A 14,771-nucleotide genomic window follows, 5' to 3' on the forward strand; every position below is an offset into this window, starting at 1 on the left:
CCAGTCTGCCAGAATTCAAATCAAAAAAAAGGTATGAGTGGCGAATTTTTATCCATGAGAAACCCAAATAACAGTATGAGGTCATTTTTTGTATGTTGAGGCAGCTTTGAATGGTCTGCTTCAAATATTTTCAGGTCTTTTTGAAACTAAAAAGTGCTTCAAAGCTCCATCACAAAAACATATCATACTGTAAAACAAACAAATAGACTTAAAAAACAAACTTTTTTGCCTTTTCCATATTAAAACTTTAATAGTATTTGAAAATTCTGACGTTTCTTTTTTCTAAAAAAATGAAATCAAATTTCAACACAACAGTTAAGTAACTGAAAATTAACCATTTAGAAAACTAAAAGTTATTTAAAAAAAGGTATTTTTACGCTGTTTTGATATCCTAATGTTTTTCTAACTTAGATCTTCTATAAGCCCTAGTTTTAAGTACAAATCTAAATTTAAGCCGGGAAACACTTCTTTTTACCTTTCAATCTGCGCCTCAGAGCTATCTCTTTTTAGCCTATTTATACAGTTTTTCTACAAGCGAAATATCACGAAAAAAAGCCAAAAACATCAGTACTGCTTTTAAAAAGGCAGAGATTTGAATTGCCCTTTCTTAACGAATTTCAAAATATATTAAAACTTTCCACAAGATGATTTTTGAAGTTATTCAGATAATTACAGAACAAGTCAACAACTACCTCGAAGAAATCGGGTTGGAAAAAACGATTGTGCCTGAAAATATTGCTTTTTTAGAGTCACAAAATGAAGCCATAGGTACCAATTTAGATGATAAAGTAGCGCTTACCCTCATCAACTTAGATCAGGAAGCTACTTTAAAAAACTTTCCCAACCATATTGTCGAAAGCACTAAAACAGTTTATCGAAACAGTGTTATCAACTTAAATCTGTATTTGCTTTTTAGTGCCAACAGAACGGCGTACATCAATTCTCTTAATGATATTTCGAAAATCATTGCCTTTTTTCAGGGGAAAAACCTGTTTACACAAGCCAATACAATTTACAACAGAAATAATGTTGCCATGGCCAATATTGACAACTTCAGATTTACGGTGGAACTCTATACTCCCACTTTTGAGGAACTGAATTACATCTGGGGAACTCTGGGTGGTAAACAGCTCCCTTCGGCTTTATACAAAGTAAGCATGATACAAATCGAACGCAATATTGCACAAAGCGAAGGACCGCTTATCAGTAAAATTAAAGGTATAACCAAAACAAGCGAACAATCATGAGTTTTAATGTTATATATGGATTGTTATTTGAAGTAACTTTTTTTCACAACTATTTCCTGAATAGCGGTGAAAGCAGCTTTGCCGGCATGTCAGCTGATGATAAAGAAAAAATGCTGCAAAAATTCAGCATTGATTCCTTTATCTCTGTAACACCAACTCTGGAAACTCAAACTGTACTTAGAAACTACAAAATGATATTCAAAAAAAACAAAACGGGTTTCAATATCTATATTAAAGTCAAAGAAACAAATGACATTGATCCTTTCATAAAAGTCCCTGCAGATTTGAATCTGAACTTTATGATTTCTATCAACGACTATCAGTTTGAGAATTATACCGATCTCGCTTTTACAACCGATCAGTTATTTCTGTTTAGCAACGTCAAACCATCAAGCGAACCGGTTACGTTTGAATATTTACCTAAAATAAACGACAACAAACTAATTTCCAATGCCTATTTAGTCTCTAAAGAAACCTCTGCTAATTTAATTTCGACCCTACAGCCGTTTGAAAAACCAGGTGTTTTTGGACTTATTTCGCTGCAACTGCAAGGCGATAATGTATCAGAGAATATTGTAGACAATACGGGGCAAATAGTAAGTCCAAATTTTAAAATTCATTTTGACAATCGAAAAACACTTTGGAAATATATCAACCGTAAAGCTGCAACTCAGATCGAAACCAATACTGCAAAACCATTAACACTTTCCGGTTTTGTCGAAATTGACCCACTTACCGATTTTACACCGGCAGAACCGGTAAACAGCCACTACCCTAATCCATCTGTAAAATCAATAACAAAATTCAATGGTGATTACTACTCAGAAATATTTATTTAATAATTAAAAACAATTAATCATGGCAACAACTTACAAAACACCCGGGGTATATGTCGAGGAGATCGTAAAATTTCCTCCTTCCGTTGCCCAGGTAGAAACAGCGATTCCCGCTTTTATTGGTTATACAGAAAAAGCGACAAACAAGATTAATGGAGATTTGAAATTAAAACCAACCAGAATTACCTCTCTTCTGGAATACGAACGCTTTTTCGGCTTTGCAAAACCAGAAACCACCATTAGTATAACAATTAATGATGTTTCGACAGACAGTGGAGATACTCGTTCTATTATTGTAGATCAGCCCACTTCAAAACAGCCCTTTTTGATGTATTATTCTCTGCAATTATTCTTTGCAAATGGTGGTGGTCCCTGCTACATTGTTTCGGTAGGTCGCTATGGAGATGATTTAGATGATGCAGATTCAGCTGTTACGACAATTAACAACAGCACTGCACTGAATAACGGATTATTGGAAATCGAAAAAGTAGACGAACCAACTTTACTTTTGTTTCCGGACGCTACAAACGTATCCGGAATAACAATTACGGATTTCTACGGCTTATACAACAATGCTTTAACGCAATGTAAAAATCTTCAGGACAGATTCACTTTAATTGATACGTTAAATTATGACGCGACAAGTCCGACAGATACCAATGTAGACGATTTAAGAAACGAAATTAGTTCTGAAAAAGATACCATTAAATACGGAGCTGTTTATTATCCACACTTGGAAACGATTCTGGATTATGCTTTTGATGCCAGTAGAATTACTTTAAAACACTATTCTTATACCGCAAAAGCATATGACAAAATCGCTGCAGGATTAGTCCCTATAGAAGACCCTGCGACCGGAATTACTGCTACGGTAACCAAATTAATTAGTGAACCAGTTGCGGGTGATATCGCCGGTCAGTATAGTGATTTGTTTTTACAGATGTACAGCAATAATGCCACTGGTTTTGATTTAGGCGGAACCTTTGTGAGCAATCCAACCAAAAAAACGGCTTTCTTAAACAAGCTAAACCCTTTACTGGCTTCTCTTCAGGAATTATCTGCATTGAGAAATTCGTTGAATGATGAAGCCAATGCAGCCATCAGCACCATCTCAGATGAAGATCCGGGAATTGCGAATACGATCTCTACTACCCTGAATACTTTCAATTTAATTTTTACAGCTACCAATAAAATTGATTCTGTCTATAAAAACTTAATCGCATTAAAGAAAAAAATTCAGGATGAAAACATTACAGCTAAACTGCTAAAAATTATATCTACTGACGCTGTGAGTTTTGACAAGGAACTAAAAAAACTGGTTATCTATACACCGCTGAATGTTCAAACAGGAATTAGCGGACTTACCAATAACTTTTCGGGTATTGCTGCTGCACTTACTGCACTATTAAATGCCATTAAATCTGTTGATGGAAAAGATTTGAATAACGGAGAACTAAACGGCAGAAAATTAAGTGCTCTTGAGGCTGTTGACAATGCCACTTACAATAAAATTCTTACCGAGATCTATAACCTGCCAATAACACTTCCGCCAAGTTCTGCTATTGCCGGAGTTTATGCCCGAGTAGATAAAGACAGAGGGGTATGGAAAGCTCCTGCCAATGTAAGTCTGAACTATGTGATAAAACCAACCGTTAAAATCACCAACACCATTCAGGACAACTTAAATGTGGATACCGTTGCGGGTAAATCTGTCAATGCAATCAGAAGTTTTACAGGAAAAGGAACTCTTGTTTGGGGATCCAGAACACTGGCAGGAAACGATAACGAATGGCGTTATGTTCCGGTTCGACGTTTCTTTAATATGGCCGAAGAATCCATCAAAAAAGCGACCGAACAATTTGTATTTGAGCCTAACGACGCGAATACCTGGATACGAGTAAGAGCTATGATCGAAAATTTCCTGATTCTTCAATGGAGAGCCGGAGCATTGGCCGGAGCCAAACCTGAACAGGCTTTTTATGTTAGAATCGGATTGGGGCAAACCATGTCGGCAATAGATATTCTTGAAGGCCGAATGATTATCGAAATCGGAATGGCAGTAGTTCGTCCGGCAGAATTCATCATACTTCGTTTTTCTCACAAAATGCAGGAATCTTAATTAAATATCAACATTAAAAAAATATAAATCATGAGCTATCCGCTATCAAAGTTTCATTTCTCAGTTGACTGGGGTGGAACAAAAATAGGATTTACAGAAGTTTCGGGATTAGATGTAGAAACTGAGGTTATTGAATACCGTCAGGGAGCAAGTCCCGAGTATAGTAAGATCAAAATGCCGGGCATGCAGAAATTCTCCAACATCACACTGAAAAGGGGAACTTTTAAAAGTGATAATGAGTATTATGCCTGGTGGAATACGGTAAAACTAAACACCATAGAAAGAAGGGACATTACCATCAAATTACTGGATGAAGAACACAATCCTGTAGTAACCTGGAAAGTAAAAAATGCATGGCCTACCAAAATTCAGTCGACCGATTTAAAAGCCGACGGAAATGAAGTAGCGATTGAATCTATGGAATTGGTTCACGAAGGTTTATCCATCCAAAATGACTAATCATGGCTAATTATTATCCACCTGTCGGTTTTCATTTTTTAGTGGAGTTCCAGGGGCTTGGTTCAAAAGAAAAGGACCATCAGTTTCAATCGGTCTCCGGCTTGTCCGTCGATATCGAAACCGAGGAAATTGCCGAGGGTGGAGAAAACAGATTCAAGCACAAACTTCCGGTAAAGACAAAATATCCAAACCTGACTTTAAAGAGAGGAATACTGATTGATTCTGCGGTTATTGACTGGTGCAGGGATGCTATCGAAAATTTTTCATTCAAACCTGTAAACCTGACTGTCAAACTGCTCAATCCCGAACATAAACCTTTGGTTTCATGGAATGTGGTTCACGCCTATCCTGTAAAATGGTCGGTTGAAGATTTTAATGCTGAAGAAAGTAAGCTCGTTATCGAAAATTTTGAGCTTACCTACAATTATTTCACCGTAATCAAAAGTTAATTATGCCCATAGAGATAAAAGAGCTTCACATTAAAATAAACGTGAACGAAGGATCTAAACCGGCAGCTTCTCCCAGTGCTCCAAAAAGCAAGGGTGAAGATCCGGTAGCGGAATGTGTCGAACAGGTATTGAAAATCATCGAACGCAAAAAAGAGCGATAAATCATGGCAGGAGAACTCGAAAAATTAAAAGTTGTTGCTTACAGTGACCCGCAATTTAACAACAAAATTGCCGATGGTAAATTTTCTACACTAATGAACCCGGAAAAATATACCTATCACTATAAGATTGAGAAAGATGAAACTCAGGCGTCCGGGACGAGTACAGTGTCTCCTAAGTTCAACAAAAAACTACCGGAAAATCTGGAACTCGATTTTGTTTTTGACCGATCCGGAGTAATCGATGGCTCTCCAAGTGTGAACAAGGGGATCATTGACGACATTGAAAAATTTAAAAAAGTCATTTTAGATTACAATGGAGACGAGCACAAACCCAATTACCTGATTATTTCCTGGGGAACATTGCTTTTCAAAGGGGCTTTAACCGAAATGGATATAGAGTTCAAACTCTTTAAACCGGACGGAACTCCAATCAGAGCCATTGCAAAAGCAAAATTTCAGGGTTTTGTCGAAGATAAACTAAGGGCAGCAAAAGAGAACAATAAATCTCCGGATCTGACTCATTACAGAATTGTAAAAGAAGGTGATACCCTGCCTTTGATGACCTTTTACATTTATGGGGATTCAAAGTATTATCTCGAAGTCGCCAGAGTCAATAACATTGTCAATTTCAGAAAATTAAAAACGGGGCAAAAACTATTTTTTCCTCCTTTACAAAAACAATCCTGATGAACAACAGCGGAGTCATACAGACCAGTAAAAGTGCCGATTTAGTAACGCATAAAATTTTAGTTGAAGGGGAAGAACTGTCTAAAACCTATCAGGTAAAAAGTATTGTGGTACAAAATGAGGTCAATCGGATTCCTATGGCTCAAATTGTTCTGACAGACGGAGAAGCTTCTGAAAGAGATTTCAAACTAAGCAATGAAGATTTATTGATTCCCGGGAAAAAAATCGAAATCACTGCCGGTTATCACAACGATGAAGAAACCATTTATAAAGGAATTATCATTAAACATGCTATTAAAATAAAAGGTGGTGCGTCTTTGCTGATTATCGAATGCAAGGATGAAGCGGTAAAACTTACAATTGGCAGAAAGAGCAAGTATTTTTATGATGTAAAAGACAGTGATGTTTTTGAAGAAATTATAGGTACCTACGGGTTAGAAAAAGACGTCGAAGCTACTAATTTCAGTCATAAAGAACTCGTTCAGTACAATACTTCCGATTGGGATTTTATCGTTTCGAGAGCGCAGGCCAATGGCAAGCTTTGTTTTGTAGAGAACGGAAAAATAACCGTCAGTAAACCCAATCTAACCTCAGCAGCTGTTGAGACAGTAACTTTTGGAGCTTCTTTACTGGATTTTGATGCCGAAATTGATGCCCGAAATCAGTTTGCCAAAGTGTCTTCGTACAGCTGGGATTACACTAATCAGGAGCTGGTCGAAATTGAAGCGAGTGATCCTGGTGTGAGCCTAAACGGCAATCTTACGGCTTCTGATTTGTCTGAAACTATTGAACTTGAAAATCTGGAATTGCGTCACGGTGGTACCATTACCGAAGTTCAGTTACAGGATTGGGCCGATGCCAAATTACTGTTTCAGCAATTGTCTAAAATCCGCGGAAGAGCCAAATTTCAGGGTATTCCTGCCGTGAAACCGAATACGATCATCACGCTTGAAGGTGTTGGTGACCGCTTTAACGGAAAAGCCTACATCACCGGAGTTTTTCACGAACTGACGGAAGGAAACTGGACCATCGATGCTCAATTCGGATTAAATCCGGAGTGGTTCTCCGAAACTTACGACATTCATACGCCAACAGGTTCCGGAATCATCCCGGCCATAAAAGGACTTCATGCCGGAATTGTAACGCAGCTCGAAGGCGACCCCAATGGTGAAGACCGGATTCTGGTAAAAATTCCCATCATCAACAATGAAGAACAGGGGATTTGGTGCCGGGTAGCTTCGCCAGATGCAGGGGAAAACAGAGGTGTGTTTTTCAGACCCGAAATAGAAGATGAAGTTATTATTGGTTTCGTCAACGAGGACCCAAACAACGCCATCGTTTTAGGAATGCTCCACAGCAGCGGAAAACCTGCTCCGATCACAGCTTCTGACGACAATCACAAAAAAGGAATTGTCACCCGAAGTGAAATGAAAGTAATGTTTGATGACGAAAAAAAGTCAATCGGAATTGAAACTCCTGCAGGCAAAAAAATAACCCTTGATGAAGATAAAGGTGTTATCGTTATTGAAGATGAAAATTCGAATGTGATTACCATTGACAGTAAGGGGATCAAAATGGAAAGTGCCGGAAACATTGAAATAGTCGCATCAGGCGATGTTAAAATAGAGGGAACCAATGTATCCTTAAAAGCCACAGCGCAATTTAAAGCGGAAGGAAGTGCCGGCGCAGAATTATCCTCCGGCGCAGTAGCCATTGTAAAAGGAAGCATCGTACAAATAAATTAACCCTTTGGGTATAATTTAAAAAAATGTTTTAACACATAGAGACATAGATTTTATGCCACAATTAAAGATAGTTTAAAAAAATCAAGATTTCTTCACATAGCTCTACGACAGCACTATGCGATAGTATTAAAAGTGAAACGTCTTTTTTATGGATACAGAACCTATGTTACTATGTGTTAAAATGAATTACACTCAGCGGGTTAAATTAATCCCGAATGTATTCAATATAGTACAATTTCATCGTCCTATTTTAATATTACATCGGTATTGTATCAAAAAATATTGAACTGAAATATAAATAAAATTGGTAGAAAATCATGGGAGCACCAGCCGCCAGAATTACAGATATGCACGTTTGCCCGATGGTTACCGGAACGGTTCCGCATGTAGGAGGGCCTATCTTACCTGCCGGTTCGCCAACCGTATTAATTGGCGGAGTTCCGGCCGCATGTGTCGGAGACATGGCTACCTGCACAGGTCCTCCTGATACCATTGCTGCAGGTTCGTCGACCGTTTTGATTGGAGGAAAACCTGCCGCACGAATGGGTGATTCAACCGCGCATGGCGGTACAATAGTAGCCGGATTAGCAACCGTTTTAATTGGTTAATTATGGAAACAGAACAAGCCTTTTTGGGAACCGGATGGAGTTTCCCTCCGGAATTTAAAAAAACAACTAAAGCTGCAGTAATGATTTCTGACGAAGAAGACATTAAGAGCAGTCTGGAAATTTTATTGTCAACCAAAATAGGAGAACGCATTATGCTTCCTCAATACGGCTGCAATGTCGATGAACTCCTTTTTGATCCTTTAAGCACAACCTTAAAAACTTATGTGGCTGAACTAATAAGAACCGCCATTTTGTACCACGAACCCCGAATTGATGTAGAAAAAATCGACATCAGCCAGGGAGATGATCTAAATGGTGAATTGTTAGTGGCTTTAGATTATAAAGTAAGAGCTACCAATTCCAGAACTAATATGGTATATCCTTTCTACAAACAAGAAGGAACTAATATTTAAGAATATTATGTGTAACAACAGCGACCATACAAACGATATAGTATTTAAAAGAAATGGCACCGATCAGGGCGACCGCCTGAACAGTATTCTTGATCCTGGCAATTTAAAACTCCATGACTTTGATATTGAAGACTGGTTTCTTTTTACCTATAACTTTGCCAAACAAGTAAAGTTTTTTGAAACGACCAACAGCAAAAAAGCATCCGGTGACTGGCAGGTGATTTTTGATCATTTTGGTTTTTCACAAACTGACATTCCTTTCAGAAAAGACAAAACCTATGCTACGCTAAAACAAAGCATTTCAGAAATACTGCGCAATATTGAGTTTGAAGGTACTCTAACGCCGCATATGACTCTTTTTATATGTTTCTTAAAGCTGTTGGAATTATCTAAAGCACGCTTTAATTTAATCACCAAAAAACACCTTGATTTCTTTTATAAAGATATTTTACAAATCGAAAAGCTTCCTGCAAAAGCAGATCAGGTATATGTTATTTTTGAACTAGCCAAAAAAAGTACCGAGGAACAAATTGCAGCGCAAACCCAGTTAGATGCCGGAAAAGATGCCCAGGGCAACAAACTCATTTATAAAACTAATGAAGAACTAATCGCCAATAAAGCTCAGATTACAGCCCTTAAAAGTGTTTACAACGATATTAAATTAGGTCAAATCAAAGTAAGTCAGGTGGCAAATTCTCTTGACGGACAAGGAGAAAGTCTGAAAGAAGAATATAAATACTGGCTGCCATTTGGCTATACGTCTAATGAAGAAAAATATACCGAACTCAAAGCCGCCAGACTTGGCTTTGCCATCGCTTCCCCTTTATTGCAATTAAAAGAAGGAGAAAGAAATATTGATATTACCATCACCTTCAATGAAGCCTTTGATTTTACCATCGAACCCTTCACCGAACCAATCACGGTCAATGACCTTGCAGAGAATATCAGTATTTTTTGCAGCGGTGAAAAAGAATGGCTTGGTCCTTTCAGAATTAGTGAAGCCGCTGCCACCTCCGGTATTTTAGGAAATCAATTGCGATTGGTCTTTCAGATTTCAAAAGATACTCCTTCCATTGTCAATTACGATCAAAAAAAACTGGGAGAATCTTTCACAGATACCGACCCCATTATCCGTTTTTTAATTCGTACCGAAGATAAGAAAGGACATTATTTGTTTAGAAATCTGGTTACCAAAACCATCAGTACCCTAAATATAAAAGTAGATGTTAAAGATGTCAAATCTTTGTTATTGGAAAGCGATACCGGTGTATTAAATGTGGCCAAACCTTTCTATCCGTTTACGACACAGCCTACCAGCGGTTCTGCCTTTTTGATTAATTATCCGGAGATCTTTTCGAAAAAATGGAAAAATATAGATGTCAAAATAAATTGGAAAAACACACCCAAATCTTTTAAAACACATTACAAAGCATACAAAACGAAATATCTTGATACCACAATAAGCCAGACTCTTTTTCTTAGCGGAATGTTTCTGGAACAAGTTGTAGAAGAAGTTGCTGTAAATCAGCCTGAAGATCCACAACCCACAATCGATGCTGTTGTAATAAATACTCCGCCAAGAAGTATTCCGATTCTAAACACAAAAGACTCCGATCTAATTGTAGAATCAGATGAATATTTTAAAGGTACTGTATCGATACTAAACAAAGAAAACTGGGAAAGCAAAAGTACCAACACTGTTTTGTTTACTCTAAAAGATGCCTCTTATGTAACGGAATTCTCTCTGGCAGGAAACAGTTATGATATCGATAAAAGCGGTCCGATCCGATTGACATTGAACCAGTCGTTATTGCACTCCTTGTATCCGAAAATATATACGCTCGCCATCATGAGCAAAAATCCGGAAACACTGATTCCGAACGAAGCTTACACTCCATTTATCGAAACGATCAGTTTGAATTATACGGCAGAGGAAACCGCCGATTTTACCCATCAAACGGAGACAGAATATCAGGCTGAACGAATAAAATTATTTCAAGAAGCCCCTTTTGGTCAAAGTAAAGAACATTCTTATTTGAAGAATCTGGCCAGACAAAAAGGAGTTGTTGACGCTAATGCAGCTATTACAAGCCGTTTGGTTCCTGATTATTGTAATGGAGGTGAATTTTACATAGGCCTTGAAGAAGCAGAAAACTTACAACAGATTACCTTATTGATCCAACTACTGGAAGGAAGCGAAAATCCGCTTGCTAAATCCTTTGTCGGAAGAGAAAAAATAGAATGGTTTATACTCTGTGACAATCATTGGAAAAATATTGAAAATGAGATTCTGGGCAATTCAACAGATAATTTTTTAAAGTCAGGAATCCTGAAATTTGCTATTCCGAAACAAGCAACCAAAAACAATACTTTATTTCCGGATAACCTGATTTGGGTAAGGGCTAAAATGCATAAAGCCTATGATGCGATCTGCAAAGTAATCGACATCAAAACACAGGTGGTCACTGCCGAATTTTTTAACAACGGTAATGATTTGTCGCATTTAGAAAAGGGACTGCCTGCCGAAACCATTTCTAAACTTATTACCCGAATAACACAGGTTAAAAGTGTCGAGCAGCCTTTTAATTCTTTTAACGGAAAAGCACTGGAATCAGATGAGACCTATTACAAACGTGTAAGCGAACGTCTGCGTCATAAAAACAGAGCGATCACACTCTGGGATTACGAACATCTTATTCTTCAGGAATTTCCTCAGGTTTTCAGAGTAAAATGCCTCAATCATACCAATAATGAAACCGAGTCTTTTCTCTCACCCGGAGATGTGACCCTTATAGTCGTTCCGGATATTATAAACAAAAACGTATTTGATCTTTATGAACCCAGAGTAAATACAGCAACTTTAAATAAAATTCGGCATTATGTCAGTGGTTTAAACAGTATGCATGTAGAAGCTTCTGTCATTAATCCGGAATACGAAAAGGTAATTATAAAACTAAATGTCAAGTTCTACCCCGAATACGATGAGAATTTCTATAAGAAACAGCTTAATCAGGACATTACGAAATTCTTATCCCCATGGGCATTTGACACCACTCAGGACATCCTTTTTGGAATTGAATTGCACCGAAGCACTATAATTGATTACATCGAAAAATTATACTATGTCGACTATCTGGCAGAACTGGAAATGGCCAAGCTCAAAGACAATACAGAATCTGAAAATCCAAGCGATCCGGCTTATCTGGCAACGCTCGAATTTTTATCGGTCTTGTCGCCGTCTAATCCAAAACGCATTTTGGTATCCGTAAAAAACCATATCATTTCGACAGAGATAAAAACTTGCAAAATATCTAATACTCAATCTGAAGAGACATGTCAATATTAAATCCAAATAGTACAATTCCGAAAAAGGTTGCTACCGAAGATGACCTGGATTTTTTCTATCTCAGAAAAAAAGGTATTGAGTATATCGAACAGCTCGGAGGCAAATTATGGACCGATTTTAATTCGCATGATCCCGGTATTACCATGCTGGAAATGCTTTGTTATGCCGTAACCGATCTTGGCATGCGGATCAATCTGCCTATCGAAAACGTTTTGGCCTCTGATGTGAAAGAAAAAGATATTCCATCACAGTTTTTTAAAGCCTCGGAAGTACTGCCTACAAGTCCGGTTACAGCCCTGGATTACAGAAAACTGTTTATTGATATTGACGGAGTTAAAAATTGCTGGCCGGCGAAACACAAAAAAACAATGTATGTCAATTGTAAAGACGAACAGCTTTCCTATAATTATAAGGATTTTAATGAGCTTCCGAGAGGGTTTAAAAAACAGTTTCAACTTAAAGGATTGTATGATCTTTATGTCGATTTTGAGAGCCGAAAACCGTCTGATATTAATGCCGTCAAAGACAAAATCAGAAAAAAATACCACGCCAACAGAAACCTGTGCGAAGACCTCATCAATATTATAAAAGTTGAAGAATACCCTATAAAAATATGTACCAGCATTGAGATCGACACTCAGGCCGACGAAGAAATGGTTCATGCCCTTGTACTAAGTGCACTCGATGGTTATTTGTCGACTACCGTTAATTTTTATTCCGTTAAGCAAATGATGGACAAAGGATATTCCTCCTTAGAAATATTTGACGGTCCGGTTTTAGAAAGCGGTTTTATCGATACCAAAGAATTAATCGAAGCCGAACTGACCAGTGAAGTCCGATTATCAGATATTATAAAACTGATTATGAATGTGCCGGGAGTACTCACCATCAAAGATATTTCTCTGGGGAATTGCGGTGACAATGAAACCGAGGGAAATCAATGGCTACTTTGTCTGGAGGAATACCAAAAACCGGTCATTTGTTATAAAAGTGTTTTCAATTACAATAAAGGCGTATTGCCACTAAATATTAATAAAACACAGGTAGCTCTATATCTGGAGGAAATTAATGCCGAGAAAGATAAAGCGACCGATTATGCCAGCAAACATAAAGAGCTGAAAATACCTAACGGCAGCTACTTAAAACCAGACAGCTATACTACCATACAAAACGATTTCCCGGACACTTACGGTATCGGGGAAGCCGGTTTACCAACTCGGGCCACAGTCGCCCGACAGTCTCAGGCCAAACAGCTTAAAGGGTATCTTTTATTCTTTGATCAGATTCTCGCCAGTTACTTTAAACATTTAGGAAAGGTTAACGAAATCCTTTCGGTAAGCGGGAATCTTACCAAGACTTTCTTTACTCAGGCAGTAAAAGACATCGAAGGTTTTAGTGATCTGGTAACGGACTATCCGGAACACAATGATGATTATCTGACCGAAATTCTTTTTAAACAGCTGGATAATAATATCGAGAGAAGAAATAACATACTGGATCATCTTTTAGGGCGTTTTGCAGAACGTTTTTCCGAATATGTTTTTATCAATAAAAGCATCTATGGCAGTGCTACCGACGAAGTAGTCCTGAAAAACAAAGAAGACTTTTTGAAAGACTATAAAATCGTAAGCAAAAACCGCGGTACTTCTTTTAATTACTACCAGCAGCTGAACAGTAATTTGTGGGATACCAACAATGTTTCGGGTGTGAAGAAGAGACTTGCCAGACTTTTGGGGATTAAAAATTACAATAGAAGACATCTCTCTGATTCATTTGTTGATCTCTATCATTTTATTGATTCAGACAATCAGCTGGTGTATCGATGGAGAGTCAGAGACGACAAACACAAAATTGTGCTCTCTGCTACAACAGAGTATTATGATACTTCTACAGCAAACCGGGAATTGTATTTTGCCATCCTGCAAATCATCCAAACCAAAGAATATAATGTCGAAGAAGCTTTTAAAAAAGGAATTTCGGATCCGCAGGTTATCGATAACATTCAGATCCATCGGTCTCCTTCCGGCAAATATTCTTATGACATCATTAATCCGTTAATTACAGATGTAAACAACAAGGACAGGATTATCGCCAAACGCTATACGTATTACAGTTCCCTGCAAAAAGTAAAACAGTCTATTCTGGATTTAATCCATTTTATGAAAGAGGTATTTACAGAGGAAGGAATGTTTATCGTTGAACATATGATGCTTCGTCCCGATGTAAATCTCACGACTGTAAATCCGGAAACCTTTTTACCCATTTGTACAGACCAATGCAAAAGCTGTGAGCCTTTGGACCCTTACTCCTATCGCGTAAGCATTATACTGCCCGGATACACCTTGCGCTTTGCCAATATCGATTTTAGAAATTATATCGAAAAAGTTATTAAAGAAGAATTACCGGCACATGTTCTGGCAAAAATCTGCTGGATCGGACATCGGAAAAATGAAATTGAAAATCCGGCAGAAAATGAACTTTTACAGTTTGAGAATTCATATAAGGAATATTTATTTGCTAAAACCTCACTGAACCAGGAACAACCGGAAACAGAACTGATACAACTTATTAAGTCCATATCAGGCCTTAGCAATTTATATCCTACAGGAAGGCTATTTGATTGCAGCGACGAAAACGAAAATCAATTCGAGAAAATAATACTGGGAAAAACAAATTTAGGATCACTATAAATACCATTCAA

12 protein-coding genes are annotated in these 14,771 nt (G+C 37.7%); all 12 read left to right on the forward strand.

The annotated features are described in order from the left end of the window. Positions 1-644: 644 nt before the first annotated feature. The 12 genes from FLA105534_RS09410 to FLA105534_RS09465 all read left to right on the forward strand — a co-directional run bounded on the left by FLA105534_RS09410 (position 645) and on the right by FLA105534_RS09465 (position 14,760). Positions 645-1,247, forward strand: a complete 603-nt coding sequence (locus FLA105534_RS09410) for a DUF4255 domain-containing protein (protein WP_173965866.1) — start codon at positions 645-647, stop codon at positions 1,245-1,247. Beyond that, complete coding sequence (locus FLA105534_RS09415) at positions 1,244-2,086, forward strand: hypothetical protein (RefSeq protein ID WP_173965867.1); 843 nt, start codon at positions 1,244-1,246, stop codon at positions 2,084-2,086. The genes FLA105534_RS09410 and FLA105534_RS09415 overlap by 4 nt, the downstream gene beginning before the upstream one ends. Positions 2,087-2,105: 19 nt before the next feature. Next, positions 2,106-4,202: a phage tail sheath C-terminal domain-containing protein gene (locus tag FLA105534_RS09420; protein ID WP_173965868.1), complete on the forward strand. Its 2,097-nt coding sequence runs from the start codon at positions 2,106-2,108 to the stop codon at positions 4,200-4,202. A 30-nt stretch (positions 4,203-4,232) separates the two neighbouring features. Further along, the gene (locus FLA105534_RS09425; RefSeq protein ID WP_173965869.1) at positions 4,233-4,661 is read left to right on the forward strand and encodes a phage tail protein; all 429 of its coding nucleotides are present in this window, start codon (positions 4,233-4,235) and stop codon (positions 4,659-4,661) included. Between the two features lie 2 nt (positions 4,662-4,663). Next, positions 4,664-5,110: a phage tail protein gene (locus FLA105534_RS09430; RefSeq protein ID WP_173965870.1), complete on the forward strand. Its 447-nt coding sequence runs from the start codon at positions 4,664-4,666 to the stop codon at positions 5,108-5,110. Positions 5,111-5,112: 2 nt separating this feature from the next. Next, entirely contained in the window at positions 5,113-5,271 is a 159-nt protein-coding gene (locus tag FLA105534_RS09435) for a DUF5908 family protein (RefSeq protein ID WP_173965871.1), read from the forward strand. A gap of 3 nt (positions 5,272-5,274) precedes the next feature. After that, positions 5,275-5,958 carry a CIS tube protein gene (locus FLA105534_RS09440; protein WP_217427697.1) on the forward strand — a complete coding sequence of 228 codons (684 nt, stop codon included), beginning with the start codon at positions 5,275-5,277 and terminating at the stop codon, positions 5,956-5,958. Next, entirely contained in the window at positions 5,958-7,703 is a 1,746-nt protein-coding gene (gene vgrG, locus FLA105534_RS09445) for a type VI secretion system tip protein VgrG (RefSeq protein ID WP_173965872.1), read from the forward strand. Before FLA105534_RS09440 ends, vgrG begins: the two co-directional genes overlap by 1 nt. A 317-nt stretch (positions 7,704-8,020) precedes the next feature. Next, a complete protein-coding gene (locus tag FLA105534_RS09450; RefSeq protein WP_173965873.1) occupies positions 8,021-8,311 on the forward strand; it encodes a PAAR domain-containing protein in 291 nt (96 codons plus the stop codon). A gap of 2 nt (positions 8,312-8,313) precedes the next feature. After that, on the forward strand, positions 8,314-8,724 hold the full coding sequence (locus FLA105534_RS09455) for a GPW/gp25 family protein (protein ID WP_173965874.1): 411 nt from the start codon (positions 8,314-8,316) through the stop codon (positions 8,722-8,724). A 7-nt stretch (positions 8,725-8,731) separates the two neighbouring features. Then, positions 8,732-12,070, forward strand: coding sequence for a baseplate J/gp47 family protein (locus tag FLA105534_RS09460; protein ID WP_173965875.1), 3,339 nt, complete (start codon positions 8,732-8,734; stop codon positions 12,068-12,070). Then, positions 12,058-14,760 carry a hypothetical protein gene (locus FLA105534_RS09465; RefSeq protein WP_173965876.1) on the forward strand — a complete coding sequence of 901 codons (2,703 nt, stop codon included), beginning with the start codon at positions 12,058-12,060 and terminating at the stop codon, positions 14,758-14,760. Before FLA105534_RS09460 ends, FLA105534_RS09465 begins: the two co-directional genes overlap by 13 nt. Positions 14,761-14,771: the final 11 nt, after the last annotated feature.

The organism is Flavobacterium collinsii, assembly GCF_902804485.1.
Classification (GTDB): domain Bacteria; phylum Bacteroidota; class Bacteroidia; order Flavobacteriales; family Flavobacteriaceae; genus Flavobacterium; species Flavobacterium collinsii.